18 protein-coding genes and 4 tRNA genes are annotated in these 20121 nt (G+C 73.9%); 13 read left to right on the top strand and 9 right to left on the bottom strand.

Features of this window, described 5'->3' with window-relative positions:
• Window positions 1-151: 151 nt before the first annotated feature.
• Complete coding sequence (locus ABT299_RS37560; RefSeq protein WP_500253641.1) at window positions 152-1882, bottom strand: MFS transporter; 1731 nt, start codon at window positions 1880-1882, stop codon at window positions 152-154.
• A 173-nt stretch (window positions 1883-2055) separates the two neighbouring features.
• On the opposite strand from ABT299_RS37560, the gene ABT299_RS37555 reads away from it, so the two are divergent.
• Window positions 2056-2796 carry a TetR/AcrR family transcriptional regulator C-terminal domain-containing protein gene (locus ABT299_RS37555; protein WP_500253640.1) on the top strand — a complete coding sequence of 247 codons (741 nt, stop codon included), beginning with the start codon at window positions 2056-2058 and terminating at the stop codon, window positions 2794-2796.
• A 36-nt stretch (window positions 2797-2832) separates the two neighbouring features.
• Here ABT299_RS37555 and ABT299_RS37550 read toward each other — a convergent pair whose 3' ends face one another.
• A complete protein-coding gene (locus ABT299_RS37550; protein ID WP_387028613.1) occupies window positions 2833-3681 on the bottom strand; it encodes a TIGR02452 family protein in 849 nt (282 codons plus the stop codon).
• Between the two features lie 254 nt (window positions 3682-3935).
• Here ABT299_RS37550 and ABT299_RS37545 point away from each other — a divergent pair, with 254 nt between their 5' ends.
• Genes ABT299_RS37545 through ABT299_RS37535 form a run of 3 tightly spaced genes read left to right on the top strand, consistent with a single transcriptional unit; the run spans window position 3936 to window position 9021 of the window.
• Window positions 3936-4976, top strand: a complete 1041-nt coding sequence (locus tag ABT299_RS37545; RefSeq protein WP_500253639.1) for a DUF3152 domain-containing protein — start codon at window positions 3936-3938, stop codon at window positions 4974-4976.
• A gap of 38 nt (window positions 4977-5014) precedes the next feature.
• The gene (locus ABT299_RS37540) at window positions 5015-6469 is read left to right on the top strand and encodes a 3' terminal RNA ribose 2'-O-methyltransferase Hen1 (RefSeq protein WP_500253638.1); all 1455 of its coding nucleotides are present in this window, start codon (window positions 5015-5017) and stop codon (window positions 6467-6469) included.
• Window positions 6466-9021 (top strand): polynucleotide kinase-phosphatase, encoded by a 2556-nt coding sequence (locus tag ABT299_RS37535; RefSeq protein WP_500253637.1) that lies wholly within the window; start codon window positions 6466-6468, stop codon window positions 9019-9021. Before ABT299_RS37540 ends, ABT299_RS37535 begins: the two co-directional genes overlap by 4 nt.
• A gap of 94 nt (window positions 9022-9115) precedes the next feature.
• Here the strand turns inward: ABT299_RS37535 and ABT299_RS37530 are convergent, their stop codons facing one another.
• The 3 genes from ABT299_RS37530 to ABT299_RS37520 form a co-directional block, all read right to left on the bottom strand.
• Entirely contained in the window at window positions 9116-9379 is a 264-nt protein-coding gene (locus ABT299_RS37530) for a TFIIB-type zinc ribbon-containing protein (RefSeq protein ID WP_190860057.1), read from the bottom strand.
• A gap of 79 nt (window positions 9380-9458) precedes the next feature.
• Entirely contained in the window at window positions 9459-10385 is a 927-nt protein-coding gene (locus tag ABT299_RS37525) for a phosphotransferase family protein (protein ID WP_500253636.1), read from the bottom strand.
• Between the two features lie 30 nt (window positions 10386-10415).
• Window positions 10416-12122, bottom strand: a complete 1707-nt coding sequence (locus ABT299_RS37520) for an AMP-binding protein (RefSeq protein WP_500253635.1) — start codon at window positions 12120-12122, stop codon at window positions 10416-10418.
• Window positions 12123-12228: 106 nt separating this feature from the next.
• Here ABT299_RS37520 and ABT299_RS37515 point away from each other — a divergent pair, with 106 nt between their 5' ends.
• Window positions 12229-13074, top strand: coding sequence for an MBL fold metallo-hydrolase (locus tag ABT299_RS37515; RefSeq protein WP_500253634.1), 846 nt, complete (start codon window positions 12229-12231; stop codon window positions 13072-13074).
• A gap of 33 nt (window positions 13075-13107) precedes the next feature.
• Here the strand turns inward: ABT299_RS37515 and ABT299_RS37510 are convergent, their stop codons facing one another.
• A complete protein-coding gene (locus ABT299_RS37510) occupies window positions 13108-13599 on the bottom strand; it encodes an Lrp/AsnC family transcriptional regulator (RefSeq protein ID WP_500253633.1) in 492 nt (163 codons plus the stop codon).
• 106 nt (window positions 13600-13705) lie between these two features.
• Between ABT299_RS37510 and ABT299_RS37505 the strand changes: the two genes are divergently transcribed.
• Window positions 13706-14896 carry an MFS transporter gene (locus ABT299_RS37505; RefSeq protein WP_500253632.1) on the top strand — a complete coding sequence of 397 codons (1191 nt, stop codon included), beginning with the start codon at window positions 13706-13708 and terminating at the stop codon, window positions 14894-14896.
• Window positions 14897-14912: 16 nt separating this feature from the next.
• On the opposite strand, the gene ABT299_RS37500 is transcribed toward ABT299_RS37505, so the two are convergent.
• Both ABT299_RS37500 and ABT299_RS37495 read right to left on the bottom strand, forming a co-directional pair.
• A complete protein-coding gene (locus ABT299_RS37500; RefSeq protein ID WP_387028628.1) occupies window positions 14913-15218 on the bottom strand; it encodes a hypothetical protein in 306 nt (101 codons plus the stop codon).
• An 85-nt stretch (window positions 15219-15303) separates the two neighbouring features.
• Window positions 15304-16071, bottom strand: a complete 768-nt coding sequence (locus ABT299_RS37495; protein WP_387028630.1) for an AraC family transcriptional regulator — start codon at window positions 16069-16071, stop codon at window positions 15304-15306.
• Between the two features lie 99 nt (window positions 16072-16170).
• On the opposite strand from ABT299_RS37495, the gene ABT299_RS37490 reads away from it, so the two are divergent.
• Together ABT299_RS37490 and ABT299_RS37485 are read left to right on the top strand one after the other, a co-directional pair.
• Window positions 16171-17352 carry an MFS transporter gene (locus ABT299_RS37490; RefSeq protein ID WP_500253631.1) on the top strand — a complete coding sequence of 394 codons (1182 nt, stop codon included), beginning with the start codon at window positions 16171-16173 and terminating at the stop codon, window positions 17350-17352.
• Between the two features lie 62 nt (window positions 17353-17414).
• Complete coding sequence (locus ABT299_RS37485; RefSeq protein WP_500253630.1) at window positions 17415-17675, top strand: sigma factor-like helix-turn-helix DNA-binding protein; 261 nt, start codon at window positions 17415-17417, stop codon at window positions 17673-17675.
• 9 nt (window positions 17676-17684) lie between these two features.
• On the opposite strand, the gene ABT299_RS37480 is transcribed toward ABT299_RS37485, so the two are convergent.
• Window positions 17685-18566, bottom strand: coding sequence for a LysR family transcriptional regulator (locus tag ABT299_RS37480; RefSeq protein WP_500253629.1), 882 nt, complete (start codon window positions 18564-18566; stop codon window positions 17685-17687).
• Window positions 18567-18647: 81 nt separating this feature from the next.
• On the opposite strand from ABT299_RS37480, the gene ABT299_RS37475 reads away from it, so the two are divergent.
• The 5 genes from ABT299_RS37475 to ABT299_RS37455 all read left to right on the top strand — a co-directional run bounded on the left by ABT299_RS37475 (window position 18648) and on the right by ABT299_RS37455 (window position 20103).
• Window positions 18648-19514 carry an oxidoreductase gene (locus ABT299_RS37475; RefSeq protein WP_387028636.1) on the top strand — a complete coding sequence of 289 codons (867 nt, stop codon included), beginning with the start codon at window positions 18648-18650 and terminating at the stop codon, window positions 19512-19514.
• Window positions 19515-19770: 256 nt separating this feature from the next.
• Window positions 19771-19855: transfer RNA gene (locus ABT299_RS37470), tRNA-Ser, on the top strand.
• Window positions 19856-19860: 5 nt separating this feature from the next.
• Window positions 19861-19933: transfer RNA gene (locus ABT299_RS37465), tRNA-Met, on the top strand.
• Window positions 19934-19954: 21 nt separating this feature from the next.
• Window positions 19955-20027, top strand: a tRNA-Arg gene (locus ABT299_RS37460).
• Between the two features lies 1 nt (window position 20028).
• Window positions 20029-20103: transfer RNA gene (locus tag ABT299_RS37455), tRNA-His, on the top strand.
• Window positions 20104-20121 lie beyond the last annotated feature (18 nt).

The following is a 20121-nucleotide window of genomic DNA, read 5'->3' as shown; positions in this document are numbered from 1 at the left end:
CGGGAGGTGCGCTCAACGGTGGAGCGCTCGTCCTCGCCGCGGGCCTTTCTCCGGGGTTGCCGGGCCGGGTCGCGGAACCTCGGGGCCGCCGGGTCGCGGGACGCCGGGCCGGGAGCCGCCGGAGCCGTGGGGCGCCGCCGGGCACGGGGCGTCAGGCGGTCGCGGGCTGCGCGCCGCCGCCGGCGGGGTCCTGCGGGCGAGCGTGCCTCGGCAGCAGGAACACGGCCAGGAACGTCAGGCCGAGCATGCCGACCACGATCCACAGCGTGATCTTCATAGCGCCGGTGAAGCCGACCTTGGCCGCGTGCGCCGCGTCCGCCGCCACCGCCTTCTGGATCGCGGGGGCGGAGGCCGGCGCTGCGGCGATCGCCGCCTTGACGTCCTCCTGCATTCGCGCGCAGGACGGCGGCACGGCCTGGGCGTCCTTGGCGGTGGCCCGGTCGTGGCCGCACGCCCGCAGTCCCGTCACGATGCGCTCCTGCTGCGCGGCCGGGACGGACGCGGCGGTGAGCCGCCCGCGCAGCGCGGCCGACCCGTCGTCGGCGGCGGTGGCGACGTGCCCGCCGAGCAGCCCGAAGAAGATCGTGCCGAGGACGGCGGCGCCGAGCGAGCTGCCGAGCTGCTGGATCGCGGTGAGGGTGCCGCCCGCGGAGCCGGCCTCCTCGGGCTCGACGCCCGCCAGGGCGGTGTCGAAGAACGGGGCCATCAGCAGGCCCATGCCGAGCCCGGTGACGGTCAGGGCCGGGACGAGCTGCCACGGCGTGACGCCGGTGCCGGCGAGCTGCAGCGTGGCGAACATCCCGGCGATGCCGGCCGCCATGACGAGGGCGCCCGCCTGGATGACGATGCGGCCGAACCGCTGGACGGCCTGCGCCGCGCCGAAGCCGAGGACGATGCCGACCGACCACGGGATCTGCGACAGTCCGGCCTTGAGCGCGGAGAAGCCGAGGCCGAGCTGGAAGAACAGCGAGAGCACGAGGCCGGTGCCCGCCATGGCGCTGAAGAAGACGACGCCGACGACGAGCCCGCCGGTGAAGCCGCGCTTGCGGAACAGGCTGGGGATGATCAGCGGGTCGGCGCCGGCCCGCTGCTTGCGCGCCTCGTACCAGGCGAAGAGCGCCCAGACGGCCAGGGACGCGGCGATCATCGCGAACGTCCAGGCGGGCCAGTCCAGCTCGCGGCCCTGCACCAGCGGGTAGATCATCAGCCCGGCGCCCACGGACGCCAGCACGGCGCCGGTGAGGTCGAGCCGGGTGGCCTGCGGGGACTTCCCGGAGGGCAGGAAGCGCAGCCCGGCGAGCACGGCGGCCAGGCCGAGCGGCAGGTTGATCAGGAAGATCATCCGCCAGCCGGTGCCCCACAGGTCGGCGTCGATCAGCCAGCCGGCCAGCACCGGTCCGCCGACCGACGACAGCCCCATGACCGGGCCGAACGCGCCGAAGGCGGCGCCCATCTCCTTCTCGCTGAACATCTGCTTGATCATGCCGATGCCCTGCGGCAGCATCATCGCGCCGAAGAGGCCCTGCATCAGCCGGGCGCCGATCAGCATGCCGGGCGAGACCGCCACGCCGCACAGCAGCGAGCCGGCGGTGAAGCCGGCCGCGCCGACGACGAACATCTGCTTGCGGCCGTACAGGTCGCCGAGCCTGCCGCCGGTGATGACGCCGACCGCCATGGCGAGGGTGTAGCCGGCCGCGAGCCACTGGATGGTGGCGGCGGATCCGCCCAGCTCGGCGCGGATGGTGGGGGCGGCGATGTTGGTGATCAGGGAGTCCAGCATGTCCATGATCTCGCCGGCGAGGATCACGAAGAGGGCGGCCCACCGCCAGCGGTAGCCGGCCGTGCCGGTGGCCCCCGCGGGGGTCTGCAGTGTCTCGGTCATGGTCGTCTCCATCACGGGGGGAACACCGTTCTTAACTACGAACACTGTTCTACGGTGGGAACGGCGTTCGTGTCAAGTACGATGTTCGTGAACGCGAGTTTGTCTCTCAGGTAGAGAAGATATATCGCGTTCCGGGATAGTCAAGATGTATCGCGAAATTGGGAGGTCCCGAGGTGGCCAGCGCACGTCCGGACATGCCGACGCCGCCGGGCCGCCGGCCGCGCAGGGCCGCGCCGTCCCGGCAGCCGCTCACGCAGGAGCTCGTCGTCGAGACGGCGATCGCCGTGCTGGACGCCGAAGGGCTGGAGGCCGTCACCATGCGCCGCGTCGCGCAGGAGCTCGGCACCGGCCCGGCCTCCCTGTACGCGCACGTCTCGGACAAGCAGGAGCTGCGGGAGCTGATGCTCGACCGCGTCGCCGCCGAGATCAGGCTGCCCGCCGAGCCCGACCCGGCCCGGTGGCGCGAGCAGCTGAAGGAGGTCGCGATGGAGATCCGCCGCGTCTACACCTCGCACCGGGACATCGCGAAGGTCTCCATGGGGCTGATCCCGACGGGCCCGAACCTGCTCGCCGTCGCCGAGTCGCAGCTCGCCCTCATGATCGCGGCCGGCGTCCCCCCGAAGATCGCCGGGCTCGCCGTCGACACGCTGGGCATGTACATCGACGCCGACGCCATCGAGGACACCTTCTACACGGCGACGATCAAGGGCGACGAGGACCCGTGGGAGCACTTCCAGAAGTACCTCGCCCAGATCCGCGAGTACTACAAGGCCCTGCCGGCCGACCGGTACCCCCGCATCGTCTCGCTGGTGGACGACCTCACCGACGAGGGCGGCGCCGAGCGCTTCGAGTTCGGGCTCGACGTCCTGCTGCGCGGCATCGAGTCCTACATCGAGGACGGCGGCGGCGCGTAGACCCGCGGTGCCGCCGCGGGCGGCACCGCGAGGGCGTCAGCCGAAGACGCGGCGGAACGCGTTGCGCCTGGGGGTGTCCTTGGCGGACTCCCAGACGGCGAAGACGACGTGCTCGAAGCGGTTCTCGAACTCGCCGCCCGGCCCGAGCGGACCGGCGAACGCCTCCGCCACCTCCGCCGGGTCGTTGCGGAACACGCCGCAGCCCCACGCGCCCAGGACCAGCCGTCCGTGCCCCCGGGCCAGCGCCACCGCGAGGACCTTGCGTGCGCGCACGCGCAGCACTTCGGGGATCCGCTCCGCCTTCTCGGGGTCGCGGATCGCGCCCCGGTTCGGAGCGGGCGAGGTCAGGAACGCCACCTCGTACGGCTCGTCGAGCAGGCGCCCGGCGTCGGTGCGGATCACCGGCACGCCGGGGGAGTAGATCATGTGGTCGCTGTAGAGCAGGTCGCCCTGCGCGCGGTGGAACTCGTAGTACTCCCTGGCGGCGCGCAGCGACGGGTACAGGCCGGACGAGCGGGCCAGGCCCTCCTCCTGGGCGTGCGCGCCGTTCAGGAACCCTCCGCCGGGGTTCTTGGCGGAGGCGAAGTTCAGCGCCAGCGGGACCTTCCCGGGCGCGACCAGGCGCCGCGCCGCCGCGAGGGTGGTCTCGTCGGTCACCTCGATGCGCGTCGCGGCGCCGCCGGCGGGGCCCGCGCCCGGTGCCGCGCCCGGCAGGTCCTTGAGGAGGGCGTCCAGCTCCTCCGGGCGGTAGAGGACGGTGTCGCGCACGCAGCGCGCCAGGTCGTCGGCGATGGAGACGGTGTGCCCGGCCGGGGCACGGTACTCGCCGCGTTCGAGGACGGCCACGGTCTCCTGCGCGGTCATCCGGCGGGGGTGTCTGCTCATGTCGCTCCGGATTGTGGCGGTCCCGCGCCGCCGGCCGCAAACCCTTTTCGCGCTCGGCACGCCACTCTTCGTGGTCGGGCGAGTCATGCCAGAGATGTTGGAACTTGTCACGCTACCTGGGGATTTGTGGGAAATGATCATATTCTGACTACTTTCTGGCATGCTGGCCCGCGATGCAGCCTCCACGATCCCGAGAAGGCCGGCGCAGGGCGTCGTCCCACCGCCGGGCCCCCGCGCCCCCGCCCCAGCCGCCGATGCCGCCCGCCGGGCCCGGGTACCCGGGCCCGGCGCAGGAGCCGTTTCCGGGACAGGAGCCGTTTCCGGGAGAGGCGTCCTTCGCGGCCGAACCCCCCGCACCGCGCGGCGGACGCGGGGGCCAGGGCGGGCGGCGGCGCGGCGGGCGCGGGCAAGGCGGAGGCGGGCGCGGTGGAGGCGGGCCCCGCCGTCCGTCCACGGGGGACTGGCTCGGCGACGACCTGGAGCGCGAGTTCGAGGGCGCCCGGCGGACGCGGCTGCGCGGAGTGATCCTGGGCGTCACCGCCCTGGTACTGATCAGCGTCGCCGGGCTCGGAGCGATGGCCTACCTGAGCTTCGGCGGCGGGACCAAGCACGCCGCCGCGCCGCCGCCGCCCGCACGGGAGACCGGCAAGGGGGACGGCGGCGCGCGGGTCGAGACGGAACCGCCCGACGCGCCGTCCGCCACGCCCAAGAGCTCGCTGTACATCCCCACGAAGGGGACGGGGAAATTCCTTCTGCCCGCTTCCGGAAGCCGCGTGTTCGGCCACGGAAAGGTCATGCGCTACATGGTCCAGGTGGAGGGCGGCTTACGGCAGAACCCCACGAAGTTCGCGCGCAGTGTCGACAAGATACTCGCCGATCCGCGCGGGTGGACGGCCAGCGGCAAATGGGCCTTCCAGCGCGTGAACTCCGGCCAGTACGACTTCGTGGTGCAGCTCGCGTCGCCGAAGACCGTCGACCGGATCTGCGGCTCGTACGGCATGACCACGAACGGCACGGTGAACTGCAGCGGCGGCAAGCAGGTCGTGGTGAACCTGCGGCGCTGGCTGCTGCTGACGAAGTACTACCGCGGGCAGCCGGACGCCTACCACGCCCTCACCATCAACCACGAGGTCGGCCACCGGCTGGGATTCGGCCACATGACCTGCCCGGGGCGCGGCCGCCCCGCGCCCGTGATGATGCAGCAGATCTACGGGCTGAAAGGCTGCAGGATCAACCCGTGGCCGTACGACACGCACGGCCGTTTCCTGACCGGCCCCTCCGTGCCCGGAAAATGAATTAGAAGCGCATCGCCGGGTTCCGCCACACTCGAGGCGTGCTCCTCACGATCAGTACCACCGCGGCCCAGGCGACCGACCTGGGCTTCCTGCTGCACAAGCATCCGGACAAGGCGCAGAGCTTCGGCCAGTCCTTCGGCACCGCGCACGTCTTCTACCCCGACGCGGACGCGGGGCGCTGCACGGCGGCGCTGCTGCTGGACGTCGACCCCGTCAAGCTGGTGCGCACGCGCGGCAAGGGCACGCCCGACTTCTCCCTCGGCCAGTACGTGAACGACCGCCCGTACGCGGCGTCGTCGCTGCTGGCGTCCGCGATGGCGAACGTCTTCCGCACCGCCATGCGCGGCAAGTGCGCGCTGCGCCCGGAGCTGGCGGAGTCCGCGATCCCCCTGGAGATCGTGCTGCCGGCGCTGCCGTGCCGGGGCGGTCCGGGGCAGGCCGAGCGCTTCTTCGCGCCGCTGGGCTGGGACGTGTCGGCCGTGCCCGTGCCGCTGGACCCGGAGTTCGCCGAATGGGGCGACTCCCGCTACGTGACGCTCACGCTCACCGGCCGTATGCGCCTCGCCGACGCGCTCAACCAGCTCTACGTGCTGCTGCCCGTGCTGGACGACGCGAAGCACTACTGGATGGCGCCGGACGAGGTCGACAAGCTCATCCGGGCGGGGGAGGGGTGGCTCGGCACGCATCCCGACCGGGCGGCCATCACCCGCCGCTACCTCGCCAACCGGCGCGCGCTCGTGCGCGCCGCGCTGGGCCGCCTGGCCGACGCGGAGGACGCGCCGGAGGAGGCCCTCGACCCGGTCGAGGTCGAGGAGGAGCCCGCGCGGGCGGAGAACGGCGCCACCGCCGCGAACGGCGCGGACGGCGCCGCCGCCGAAGAAGAGGCGCCGGCCTCGCTGTCGGAGCGGCGGGTCCAGGCGGTCGTGCAGGCGCTCCACGACGAGGACGCGCGCCGCGTCATCGACATGGGCTGCGGGTCGGGGAAGCTCCTGGCGCGCCTCGCCCGGGACGACTTCTTCGCGGAGATCGCCGGTACGGACGTCTCGTACCGAGCGCTGGAGGGGGCGGCGCGCCGGCTGCGCCTGGACAAGCCGCGGCACCGTCCCGACAAGCGCGTCCTGGACGTCTTCCAGAGCGCCCTCACCTACGCGGACGACCGCTTCCGCGGCTACGAGGCGGCAGTGCTGATGGAGGTCGTCGAGCACATCGACCCGCCCCGGCTCCGTGCCATGGAGCAGGTCGTGTTCGGCCACGCCCAGCCCCGCGTCGTCATCGTGACGACCCCCAACGCCGAGCGCAACGTCCGCTACGAGGGGCTGGCGCCCGGCGCCATGCGCCACCCCGACCACCGCTTCGAATGGACCCGCGCGGAGTTCCGCGCTTGGGCGGACGGCGTCGCCGCCGCGCACGGCTACCGCGTCCGCCACGTGCCCGTCGGCGACGACGACCCCGAGGTGGGCGCGCCGACGCAGATGGGAGTGTTCGTCCGATGACCGAGATCCGGCTTCCGGAGATGGGGCTCGTCGTCCTGGTCGGCGTGACCGGGTCGGGCAAGTCGCACTTCGCGCGCAAGCACTTCGCGCCGACGCAGGTGGTGTCGTCCGACCGCTGCCGCGGCATGGTGTCCGACGACGAGAACGACCAGTCCGCCACCGGCGACGCGTTCGACCTGCTGCACTACATCGTGGCCAAGCGGCTGCGGCGCGGCCTGCTCACCGTGGTGGACGCGACGAACGTGCAGAGCAAGGCGCGCCAGGCGCTGCTGCGGCTCGCCAAGGAGCACGACGTGCTGACGGCGGCGATCGTCCTGGACGTCCCCGAGCGGCTCGCCGCCGAGCGCAACGCCGTCCGGCCCGACCGGGACATGCCCGCGCACGTGATCCCGCGCCAGCGGCGCGAGCTGAACCGCGGGCTGCGGACGCTGGGCCGCGAGTTCCGGCGCTGCCACGTGCTGTCCGGCCAGGAGGAGATCGACGCCGCGACGATCGTCTACGAGAAGGCGTGGAACGACCGGCGGGACCTCACCGGGCCGTTCGACATCATCGGCGACGTGCACGGGTGCCTCGCCGAGCTGGAGGACCTGCTGGGCGACCTCGGCTACGGGATCGAGCGGGACGCGCAGGGCCTGGCCGTGGACGCGAACCACCCGGGCGGCCGCACCGCCGTCTTCGTCGGGGACCTGGTCGACCGCGGCCCGGACTCACCGGGCGTCGTCCGGCTCGTCAAGGGGATGGTGGAGGCGGGCAACGCGCTGTGCGTCTCCGGCAACCACGAGGCGAAGCTCGTCCGGGCCCTGCGCGGGCGCCAGGTGCGGCTGTCGCACGGGCTCGCCGAGTCGATGGAGCAGTTCGGCGCCGAGACCGAGGAGTTCCGCGACGGCGCGCTGCGCTTCATGGACGGGCTCATCAGCCACTACGTCCTCGACGAAGGCCGACTGGTCGTGGCCCACGCCGGGCTCAAGGAGGACTACCACGGGCGCGCGTCGGGCCGTGTCCGGTCGTTCGCGCTGTACGGCGACACCACCGGGGAGACCGACGAGTACGGGCTGCCCGTCCGGTACCCGTGGGCGCGCGACTACCGCGGCAAGGCGATGGTGGTGTACGGCCACACGCCCGTCCCGGACGCCGAGTGGATCAACAACACCATCTGCCTGGACACCGGCGCGGTGTTCGGCGGCAAGCTGACCGCGCTGCGCTACCCGGAGCGCGAGCTGGTGTCGGTGCCCGCGCGGCAGGTCTGGTACGAGCCGACCCGGCCGCTGCACGCGGCGTCCGCCTCGGCGCCGGGCGGCCACCGCGAGAGCGACGTCCTGAAGATCGACGACGTTCTCGGCAACCAGGGCGTGGAGACCCGGCTGATGGGGCGCGTCACCGTCCGGGAGGAGAACGCGCTCGCCGCGCTGGAGGTGATGAGCCGGTTCGCCGTCGACCCGCGGTGGCTCGTCTACCTGCCGCCCACGATGGCGCCCGCCGCCACCTCGCCGCTGCCCGGGTACCTGGAGCACCCCGCCGAGGCGCTCGCCGCGTACCGGGAGAAGGGCGTCCTGCGCGCGATCTGCGAGGAGAAGCACATGGGATCGCGCGCCGTCGCGGTCGTGTGCCGCGACGCGTCCGTCGCCGAGACCCGCTTCGGCGTGGACGACGGGACGACCGGCGCGGTCTACACCCGCACCGGGCGGTCCTTCTTCCGCGACGCGTCCGCGACCGAGGAGGTGCTCGGCCGCCTGCGTTCCGCGATCGGCGCCACCGGGCTGTGGGACGAGGTGGAGACCGGATGGCTCGTGCTGGACTGCGAGCTGCTGCCCTGGTCGGCCAAGGCCATGGACCTCATCCGCACCCAGTACGCCGCGACCGGCGCGGCGGCGCGCGCCGCGCTGCCGATGGCGTCCGACGTTCTCGCGCGCGCACACGAGCGCGGCCTCGACATCGGCGGGCTCCGCGAGCACATCGACCGGCGCGCGGCCAACGCGGCGCGCTTCCGCGACGCCTACGCGCGCTACTGCTGGCCCGTGGACGGGCTGGAGGGAGTGCGGATCGCGCCGTTCCAGGTGCTCGCCGCCGAGGGCCGCTCCCTGGCCACGGCACGCGACCACGACTGGCACATGGACGTGGCCGCCGGGCTCGCCGCCGCCGACCCCACCGGGCTGCTCCAGCGGACCGAGTCGGTCGTCGTGGACCTGGCGTCGCCGGAGTCGGAGGCCGCCGCGACCGAGTGGTGGGAGAAGCTCACCGCGTCGGGCGGGGAGGGGATGGTCGTCAAGCCGCTCGGCCCGCTCCCGGAGGGCACGAAGGTCCAGCCGGGCGTGAAGTGCCGGGGCCGGGAGTACCTGCGGATCATCTACGGGCCGGACTACACCGAGCCGGAGAACCTCGACCGGCTGCGCGGCAGGTCGCTCGGCCGCAAGCGGTCGCTGGCGATGCGCGAGCACGCCCTCGGAACCGAGGCGCTCGACCGGCTCGCCGCCGGGGAGCCGCTGTGGCGGGTCCACCAGGCCGTCTTCGCCGTGCTGGCCCTGGAGTCGGAGCCCGTCGACCCGCGCCTGTGACGGCCGCCGCCGCGGCCCGCCGCGCGCGCTTGCGCGGCCCATAGGGCCGGGAACGACCGCGGCCCGCCTCCCAGAGGGGCGGGCCGCGTGCGGGTCAGGTCGAGAAGAGCATGTGGAAAACGCCGCCGTGGTGGCCGTGGTGCCCGTGGTGGCCACCGTGGTGATGGTGGTGCACGGCCGCCGCCGGGGCGCCCCATCCGGGCGGCGGCGGAGCGGCCCGGTGCCGGGCCTCCATCTGGCTGAGGGCCTCGAGCTCGCCGTAGTCGAGGAAGATGCCCCGGCAGTTGTCACACTGCTCGATGTGGACGCCGCTGCGGTTGTAGGTCCGCATCAATCCATGACACTTAGGGCAGTGCATCGCCTTGTCGTCCTTCCGTTATGGATCCCCAGGTAGAGGCTAAACGTAGGGCGGGTTCCGCGCCACGTCACGCGGGCCGTCATGCCGCGCCCCCCGTCGCGGAGATTCTGCCGCAGGCGTCCACCATCGCCTGCTCCGGTCCGTCCAACGGGCGCTCATCCTCCCGTGCGGATATGACGCACGTGGCGGCGATCTGGATCGCCAGACTTCGCGCGGGCATGTCGAGGTGCGTCCAGGGGACGCCGGCGTCCGGCACCGCGGGGCCGCCGGCCTCGTCGTAGGCGTCGAGGAACCGCGCCCAATCGTCGGGGTGCAGGACGCCCGACAGGTACAGCGCCGCAGGGCGGGCGAGGTCCCACGCGGGGTCGCCCCTGCCGAGGTCCTCGATGTCTATCAGCCGCCAGCGGCCGTCTCGCGCGCGCACCATCTGGCCGAGATGCCAGTCGCCGTGAATGAGGCACTCCGCGCGCGCGGGACGCGCGTCGCCCGCTCCTTCACCGCGAATCCAGGCGGGCAGGGTCGCGAACGCGCGCCGCACCTCGTCCTCGGCAGGGCCGTCGCCGAGGCGCGCCACCTGCGTGGCCACGCGAGTGGGACGTCCCCAGGACGGTGCGTCCGCCGGTATGGGCGTGGAGTGGAGCGCCGCCAGAAGCCGTCCGGCGTCCTCCCACGGAAGTTCCTCGTGGGGATCCACCGGCTCCCCGTACGCGGAGAGCGTCACCGTACGGCCGTCCACGATCGACGGCGGACCGAGCGGCCCCAGCAGGAGGTCCGGCAGGGACGCCGCCACCTTGATGCGTTCGAGGAACGGCTCCCCGTAGTCGCGGCCGGGCTGATGCGCCTTCACCACGACGTCGCCCACCCGCACGACCAGCACGCCGTGACGGTCGTACAGCGTCTCCGGATCGAGCGGCGCGTCCGAAGCGCGCGCGGCGACGCGGGACGAGTCACGCCCGATCTCGACGAGCCGGGCGAAGAGCTCCGGCGGGGCGGTCTCGGTCTCCACGGGGACAGTCAACCACCCGGCGGGCGCCCCCTACGCCGGAGAATTCACCGATTCGTCGCGCAGCTTGCGCCGCACGACCTTCCCCAGCACGTTCCGCGGCAGCTCCGTGCGCGGGCGGAACTCGGCGGGCACCTTGTAGTGCGAGAGGTAGCGCTCGCAGTGCCGCCGCAGCTCGTCCGCGGAGAACGGGTAGGCGGGGTGCTCCACCACGTGCGCGATGACGCGCTCCCCGCGCCGCTCGTCCGGCCCGCCGACCACGGCGCAGTCGTACACGGCGGGATGGCGCCGCAGGACCTTCTCCACCTCGGACGGGAAGACGCTGAAGCCGCTCACCTTGATCATGTCCCGCTGCCGTTCGAGGATCGTGATGAACCCGTCCTCGTCCATCACCGCGATGTCGCCCGTGCGGAGCCAGCCCTTGGACAGGGCCTGCGCGGTGGCCAGCGGCGCGTTCCAGTAGCCCGCGAACACCTGGGGGCCGCGCACCACCAGCTCGCCGACCTCCCCGGGAGGCAGGTCCCGCGTCGGCTCGTCGACGTCCACGATGACGGCGTCCGTCATCGGCAGCGGCAGCCCCACGGTCGTGTTCCGGGCGCCGCCGCCCAGCGGGTTGCCGGTGACGGCGGGAGACGCCTCCGTCAGCCCGTAGCACTGGATCAGCCCGCGCGCCCCCAGCTCCTCGAAGCGGTCGAGCGTCCGCTGCCCCAGCGCCATCGCGCCGCAGATGTACACGCGCAGCGACCGCAGGTCCGACGGCCGGAACCGCGGGCTGTCCAGCACCTGCTCGTAAAGCGTCGGCACACCGGGGAACACCGTCGGACGGTACTTGCGGATGGCGCGCAGCACCCGGTCGCGGTCGAAGCGCGGGAGCAGCACCACCGCGCCCGCCGTCATCACCGGCGCGATGAGGCAGCTCATCAGGCCGAACGAATGGAACAGCGGCAGCACCCCGAGCGTCACGTCCTGCCCCTCGCGCCCGCCGACGTCCCAGGCGTGCTGCTGGCACGCGTTGGCGACAAGGTTGCGGTGCGTCAGCATGGCGCCCTTGGGGCGCCCCTCGGTCCCGCCCGTGTACTGGATGGCCGCCAGGTCCCGCGACGGTTCCACCGGAAGCTGCCGCACCTGCCGCTGCGGGATCCGCTGCAGCTCCTTGAACGGGACGACGCCCGCGTCGTCGGGCACGTCCGCGGTGATGGCCGCGCGGCGCCGCTGCGTCTGCACCAGCGGGAGCCGCAGCACGGCGCGCCTGGCCGGCGGCAGGTAGTCGACGAGCGAGGTGACGACGACGTGCTCCAGCCGCAGCCGGTGCCGCACCGCCCGCACCGTCGAGTAGGAACGATCCAGCACGACGGCGACCCGGGCGTCGCAGTCGGCGAGCTGGTGGAGCATCTCCTCCTCGGTGTACAGCGGGTTGTGCTGGACGGCGATCGCGCCCCTGCGCAGCACCCCGAAGAACGCGATCACCGCCTGCGGGCAGTTCGGCAGGATCAGCGCGACCCGGTCGCCGGGCTGCACGCCGAGCCGGTGCAGCCCGTCGGCGAACCGGTCCGCCGCGTCCCGCAGCTCCCGGTAGTCGAGCCGCCGCCCGAAGAAGACCAGCGCGGTCCGCCGCGGGTACCGCTCCGCGGCGTCGTCGAGCAGCCGCGTGACGGGGACGTCCGGGATCTCGATGTCGGTGGGAACCCCCGGCTGATACCTCCGCCGCCACGGGAGTGATCTTTGTGACGAGGGCCACATAATCGAGAATTCAACCACGACCCGCCCGATCCCGGAACTCGCCGCCGGACGCTTGGGGCGCCGTCCGCCGGGTAGGGGCATCGACCGGGATCGGAGAGGGGGAACGATGCTCGCGGAAACGGCCAGCCTGACCTTCGTCGGGAACGCGACGACGATCATCCGGTACGGCGGCGTCACGCTGCTGACCGACCCGAACTTCCTGCGCCGGGGCGAGCGCGCCGACCTCGGCTACGGCATCACCAGCAGGCGGGTGAAGGACCCGGCGATCTCGGTGGACGAGCTGCCCGAGCTCGACGGCGTGGTGCTGTCCCACCTGCACGGCGACCACTGGGACCCGGTGGCCGAGCGGCACCTCGACCGGGGGCTGCCGATCCTCACCACCGCGGCGGCGGCGCGCGCGCTGAACAGCCGCGGGTTCCGCGCGGCGGAGGGGATGCGGACCTGGGAGACCGAGAGCGTCGCCAAGGGCGACCACTCGATCAGGATCACCGCGCTGCCCGGCCGGCACGCGCCCGGACCGCTGAGCCGCCTCCTGCCGCCCGTCATGGGGTCGCTGCTGGAGTTCGGCCCGCCGGAGGGCGAGCCGAGGTTCCGGCTGTGCATCAGCGGCGACACGCTCATGTACGACGAGATCGCCGAGATCCGCCGCCGGTTCCCCGGCATCGACGCGGGCGTCGTCCATCTCGGCGGCACCCGGCTGCTCGGGCTGCTCACCGTCACCATGGACGGGCGCCAGGGCGCGCAGTGGCTGGAGACCACCGGCTGCGCGACCGCCGTCCCCGTCCACTACGACGACTACACGGTGATGAAGTCGCCGCTCTCGGACTTCGACAAGGAGGTGGGGCGGCGCGGGATGGCCGCCCGCGTGCGCCATGTCGAGCGCGGCGGCACCATCACGATCGGACCGGCGGCGAGCCGGACCCCGTCGCCCGCGCCGCACCCGGCGCGCTGACGGCCCGGCCCGGCCCGGCGGCACGCCGCGCCGTCAGCGGGTCCAGCCCTCGGAGGCGGTCACCGTCCGGGACTCCGGCGCCGGGGCCTCGACGGCGCGCGCCTCGTACGCGGTGGACAGCACGATGTGGGAGTTCATCTCGCCGTGCTCGCCGAGCCGCTCCAGCAGCCCTTCGAGGTGCGGCATGGACGCGACCCGCACCTTGAGCAACGAGCACCAGTTCCCGCTGAGCTTGTGCACCTCGGTGACCTCGGGCAGGTCCTCGGCGGTGGTCGTCTTCAGCAGGCAACGGCCGAGGGCGCAGCGCATCTGCACGAACGCGGTGAGCGGCCGGCCGACGCGGGCCGGGTCGATCCGCGCCTGGTAGCCGGTGATCACCCCGGACTCCTCCAGCCGCCGGACCCGCTCGGCCACCGCGGGCGCCGACAGGTTGACGCGGGCCGCGAGCCGGTTGAACGACAGCCGCCCGTCGCGCTGGAGTTCGGCGATGATGCGCCAGTCCGTCCGGTCGAGCTCCCGATCCATCCGCAAGGCTCCTTTCCGGAATCGGCTTCCGAACGCCAGGTGGCGCGGAGCGAACACCATAGATCGTCCATTCATCCCGGCGCAGGACCTTTCTAGCGTCGAGGGCATGGATCAGACCCTCACCGCGCGCCCCGCACGGGCGCGCCCGATGGCGGCGCTGTGCGCGGGGACCGCCCTCATGAACGCGGCGATGTCGATGGCGAGCGCGGCGGGCACGCTGGCCGCCGCGGACCGGCTCGGCACCGGCTGGGGCGGCGTCCCCGCCACCGCCGGGATCGTCGGCACGGGGGTGGGCGCGCTCGCGCTGACCCGCGCGGCGCGCCGCCTCGGCCGCCGCGCGGTGCTGGCCGGCGGGTACCTCGCCGCCGCGGCCGGCGCCTTCCTGGCCGCCGCCGGCGTCGCGCGCGGCGACCTGGCCGCCCTCTGCGCCGGGATGGCGATGCTCGGCCTCGGCAACGCCGGCGCGCAGCTCTCGCGGTACGCGGCGGCCGACCTGTACCCGCCGGGACGGCGGGGCTCCGCGATCGGCGTCGTCGTCTGGTCCGCCGCCGTCGGCGCGGTCGGCGGGCCGCTGCTGCTCGACCCGTCCGGCGGCCTCGCGCACGCGCTCGGCCTCCCGCACCTCGCGGGGCCCTTCCTCGCAGCGGTCCCCGCCACCGCCGCCGCCGCGCTCGCGATGGCGACGTCCGCCCCCGAGGCGCCCGGCACCGGCGCGCCGGAGCCCGGTGCCCGCGTCCCGCTGCGGGTCCTGCTCCAGGGGCCGGTGACGCGGCCCGCGCTGGTGGTGATGGTGACGGCGCAGGTCGTCATGGTCGCGGTGATGACGGCGGCGCCGGTGGCGATGCGGATGGACGGCGACGGGCTCGGCATGGTCGGGATGACGCTGTCGGCGCACACGCTGGGGATGTTCGCGCTGTCGCCGGTGACGGGGCGGCTGGTCGACCGGTACGGGGCGCGTCCGGTGATGCTCGCCGGCGTCGCGGCGCTGGCCGCGTCGGCGGGCCTCGCGGCGGCCGGCGGCGGCGCCTGGACGCGCACCGCGGCGCTGTTCGGACTCGGCTACGCGTGGAACCTGTGCTTCGTCGGCGGCAGCGGACGGCTCGCCGGCGAACTGCCCGAGCCCGCGCGCGCTGACGTCGAGGGCACGGTGGACGCGGCCGTGTGGACGATCGCCGCCGTGGCCGGGCTGGCGTCCACCGTCATCATGTCCGCGGCCGGGTACGGGGCGCTCGGCGGGACGTTCTGCGTCCTGGCGGTGCTGGCGTCGGCGGCGCTCCGGCGTCCCGCGCGCGCTTAGCGGCGCGGGTCGCGCGTCAGGGGTTCGGGACGGCGGTGCGGGCGCCCTCGATGCGGCCCCGGACGAGGCGCGGGTGGAAGTAGCTGATCGGGACGCGGGTTCCGCCGGACACGCAGAAGATCTGGAAGCCGTTGCGGCCGTCCTCGTCGGGGACGGAGAAGTCCTCCGGGGTGAACACGCCCTCCTCGGCCATCAGCACGAACCAGCGCCCGAGGTCGAACTCGTCGGGGAACGCCTCCAGGCCCGTGCCGCGGCGGCCCAGCGTGTAGCGGACCTCGTAGGAGCAGCCGTCCGGCGGGAACGTCATGTGCGGCGCGTCCACGTCCACCACCTCCCCGGAGCCTCATCCTAGGCGCTGCGCCGCGGGGCGAGGGGCCCGCTTGCGAGTTCGCCGGCGCGCGCGGAGGTCAGCGGAGCAGGAGTCGTCCGTCGACGCGGGCGCGGTGCGTGCCCGGCGTGTGGCCGAACGTGCGGCGGAACGCGTCGATGAACGCGCTGGCGGACGCCCACCCCGACCGGTGCGCCACGGTCGTCACCGGGAGGCCCTCGGCGAGCAGGACCATGGCGTGGTGCAGGCGCAGCTGGGCGCGCCACTGCGGGAAGGTCATGCCGAGCTCGGCGCGGAACAGCCGGGTGAGGGTGCGCTCGCCGGCTCCAGCGCGCGCGCCGAGCTCCCCGAGCGTCCGGTCGTCGGCGGGGTCGTCGCAGAGCATCCGGCACACGGCGGCGAGGCGCGGGTCCCGCGCGGAGGGGACGTAGTCGGCGTATCGGGGGGCGCGGGCGACGCGGTCGAGCAGGACGTCCCGCAGCCGCAGCCATTCGGCGCCGTCCCGCTCTGCGGCGGGCGCGCCGGTGCAGGCCACGATCAGCTCGCGCAGCAGCGCGTCCACCCCCAGGACGGCGGGACGGGCAAGGCCGAGCGGGTCGCGGGCCGCCGGGATCCCGACGAGCCGCAGGTCGGCGCCGCCGAACGAGCGGTGCTCGTGGACGGTCCCGGCGGGGATCCACAGCGCCCGGGCGGGCGACGCGAGCCAGATCCCGGCGTCGGTCGTGACCGACAGGACGCCGGAGACGGCGTAGGCGAGCTGGTGGTCGTCGTGGCGGTGCGCGTCGATCTCGCCGCCGGGCGGCAGCGGCCGCAGGCCCGTACTCGCGCGCGGGGTGTGGCGGGTCACCGGCTCAGGGTACGCACGGGCACCGACAAGGCGGTCCATCGACACAAGTTGGCCAAATATCGGAAGCGTGACAGGAGCGCCGGGAGCGAGGCTGCCGGTATGAACCGCAGAGGCCCCGTCGCGCTGCTGTCGGCCGGACACGCCTGCGTCGACGTCTACCAGGGCGCCGTGCCCGCGATCGTCCCGTTCCTCGTCACCGGGCGGCACTACAGCTACGTCGCCGCGTCCGGGATCGTGCTCGCCGCCACGCTGCTGTCCTCCGTCGTCCAGCCCGCGTTCGGGATGCTCACCGACCGCTGGGCGATGCCGTGGCTCGTGCCCGCCGCGACGGGCGTCGCCGGCCTCGGCGTCGCCCTGTCCGGCGTGTCCGACGCGTACGCCCTGACCTGGGCCGCGATCGCGCTGTCCGGGCTCGGCGTGGCCGCCTACCACCCCGAGTCGGCGCGGGTCGCGCGGGCCCTGACCGGTGGCGACCACGCCGGGATGAGCTGGTTCTCGCTGGGCGGCAACCTCGGCTTCGCCGCCGCCCCGCTGCTGGTCACGCCCGTCCTCGCGGCGGGCGGCCTGCACGCCACGCCGTGGCTCGCGGCACCGGCCGCCCTCGGAACGGCGCTCAGCCTCACCGCGATGCGCCGCCGCACGTCCGGCGCGGCCGCGAAGAAGAGCGCGGCGGACGGCCGGGACGACCGGCCGATGTTCGTCCGGCTCTCCCTGGTCGTGCTGTGCCGCTCGGTCGTCTTCTTCGGCCTCAGCACCCTGCTCGCCGTCGTCGCGCGGCAGCGGACCGGCGGCGGCGCGGACGCCGGGGCGGTCGCCCTGTTCGTGCTGTTCGCCGGCGGCGCCGTCGGGACGGTCCTCGGCGGGCGGCTCGCCGGGACGCTCGGCCGCGTGCGGACGCTGCGCGCGTCCTACCTGCTCGCGGTCCCGGCCGTCGCGGGCGTCGCGCTCGCCCCCTCGTACACGATCTACGCGTTCGTCGCGCTCACCGCGATCGCCCTCTACGCCCCGTTCTCGATCCAGGTGACGCTCGGCCAGGACTACCTGCCGCGCCGCGTCGGCACCGCCAGCGGCGTCACCCTCGGCCTCGCCGTCAGCGCGGGCGGCGTCGCCGGCCCCGCCGTGGGCGCGCTCGCCGACGCCGCGTCCCCGCGCGCCGCGCTGCTCCCGCTGATCGCCGTCCCCGCCGCCGCCTGGCTCCTCGCCCGGCGCCTCCAGGAACCCGCCCCCCTCGAAACCCCCGCCATCGCCCCCGACACCCCCCGCCCCTCACTCCACCGTTAGCTCTTCCTTAAAGACGGCATAAGGGCGGCGACGGGCGGGCGGAGCGGTGCGAAGTTCGTTGCGTGGCACTGCGAATGGGCAAGCACACCGGTTCGTTCGCCCCCGGCGCACCGGGGGAGCGGACGCGCTCCGCGGCGGTCGCCCGGGCCTTCCAGGCGCTGCCGTCGGCGCACCGCGAGATCCTCACCGAGACGGTCTTCCGGGAGCGCTCGGTCAACGAGGCCGCCGCCCTGCTGGGCGTGCCGGTCGATGTGGTCAAGGTCCGCGTCTACCAGGCGCTGCGCGCGCTGCACGCGATCCTGGGCGCGCCCGTCACCCGGTGACCGGGACGGTCATGTGGTGGCGAGGTCGCGGACGATCTTCGCGAACGACCGCACCAGCGGGCCGTCCGCGCCGTCCGCCCAGGCGAGCGCGACCCGCAGCGGCTCCACGCCGGTGAGCGGCACCCACACCATGCCCGGCCGCGTGTAGTACCGGGCCATGCTGGACGGCGCGAAGCAGATCGCGACGCCCTCGGCGACCTGCTCCAGCATCTCCTCGACGTTGTCGTTGGTCGGCCCCCACCGCGGCTCCGACCCGTCCGGGCGCGGGTTGACCGCCCACCAGTCCACCCACTCGCGCGGCGCCCGCTCCGTCCACATCAGCGGCTCGTCGCCGACGTCGAGGATGCCGACCGCCTCGCTCCCGGCGAGCCGGTGGCCGGACGGGAGCCCGACGATCCGCGGCTCGGTGTGCACGACCTCGGCGCGCAGGCCGGACAGGTCGGCGGGCAGCCACACGAACGCCACGTCCACGTCCCCGGACCGCAGCGCGTCCGCCTCGCCGCCCCAGTCGAACCGCTTGGGCTCCACGCGGACGCCGGGATGGGCGCGGGCGAACGCGGCCCGCGCCCGGGTGGTCAGCTCCCCGGCGCCGGTCGCCTCGAACCCGACGCGCAGCACCCCGTCCTGGCCGCGCCGGTGCCGCTCCGCCGCCGCGGCGACCCGGTCGGCCTGCCGGACCGTCCGGCGGGCCTCGGCGACGACGTCGGCCCCGGCGGCCGTGGCGGTGACCCCGCCGGCGTGCCGGTCGAACAGCCGCACCCCGAGCTCGGACTCCAGCCGGCGCAGCGCGTACGACAGCGCCGGCTGGCTGACGAACAGCGACTCGGCGGCCCGGCCGAGGTTCCCGGCGTCCGCGATCGCGACCAGGTAGCGCAGTTGCCGCAGCTCCATGCTGCGATGATAAAGGCTCTTTATCGCTCATGTTGATCTCTGTCTTGGACGCCGCCCCGCCGCGGCTGCGATAAACGGAGCATGACGAACACGACTGAGAACGAGAACGGCACGGCGAGCGGGCGGGTCTGGCTGATCACCGGGGCGACCTCGGGGTTCGGGCGGGCGATCGCGGAGGCGGCGCTCGCCGCAGGCGACACCGTCGTCGCGGCGGCGCGCCGCCCGCAGGCACTGGACGACCTCGCCGGCCGGTACCCCGGCCGCGTGAACGCGGTCGCGCTGGACGTCACCGACCACGGCCGGATCGCGGACGTGGTGGCCGACGTGCTGCTGTGGCACGGCCGGATCGACGTCCTGGTGAACAACGCCGGGCGCGGCCTGGTCGGCGCGGTGGAGGAGACCACCGACCGGGAGTTGCGCGACCTGATGGACCTGCACTTCTTCGGCCCCGCCGCGCTGACGCGCGCGGTGCTGCCGCACATGCGCGCGCAGGGCTCCGGCGCGATCGTGCAGCTGACGAGCCAGGGCGGCCGGCTGTCCTTCCCGGGCGTCGGCGGCTACTCGGCCACCAAGTTCGCGCTGGAAGGGCTGACGGAGGCGCTCGCGGGCGAGGTCGCGCCGTTCGGGATCAAGGTGATGATCGTGGAGCCGGGCGCGTTCCGGACGTCGTTCGCGGGCGGCGGGCTGCTGATGGCCGACGAGATGCCGGAGTACGCCGACACGGTCGGCCGCGTGCGCAAGGGCCTGCCGGACAGCGACGGCAAGCAGCCGGGCGACCCCGCCAAGGCCGCCGCCGCCATCCTCACCGCGCTGGACGCCGAGGACACGCCGCTGCGGCTGCCGCTCGGCAGCGACGCCGCCGACGCTGTCGCCGCGAGCCTCGACGGCCTCCGGAAGGAGTTCACCGCCTGGGAGCCGCTGATCCGCAGCACCGATTTCGACGAGTAGCGGGAACGGGGCGGCCCGCACCGAGCGGGCCGCCCCGATAAAGGAGTTGCCGCAAGGGAACCGTTCCGGCACTATGGACATCGAACGGAACGAGGCCGGAAGGGAGAGGGAAAGATGCGCCGACACCGAATGCATCGCAGCAGCCACTCCGGCCTCGGGAGCCGCCGCGGGACGTGACCATCGCGTCCCGCCGCCGACCGCCCGAGCAGAACGGGCGGTCTTTTTCTTTTCCCGCACGATACCCCCACGTTCTTCCGGAGGGTTGGCCGAGCGGAAAGGCAGCGGCTTGCTAAGCCGTGGTCAGGGGTCACCCTGCGCGAGTTCGAATCTCGCACCCTCCGCGCAGGCTGGGCAGGGATGCTGGTGCATCCGGCGGCCTCATAAGCCGCATCAGGCAGGTTCGATTCCTGCGCCCAGTACGCACGACAAATGAATATCGAGTCTCCGTGGCGCAGAGGAGAGCGCGCCGGGTTGCGGACCCGGAGGGCGCAGGTTCGATTCCTGCCGGAGACACGGCGTCCGTGGTGTGGTGGTCTGCACGCCAGGTTGTGGTCCTGGAGGTCCTCGGTTCGATCCCGGGCGGTCGCCCTTAACAAGAAATATCGAG

This window comes from Spirillospora sp. NPDC000708 (genome assembly GCF_040299565.1).
GTDB lineage: Bacteria > Actinomycetota > Actinomycetes > Streptosporangiales > Streptosporangiaceae > Spirillospora.
Note: the sequence above shows the minus strand (reverse complement) of the source record. Positions and strands in the feature narration are given on the sequence as shown.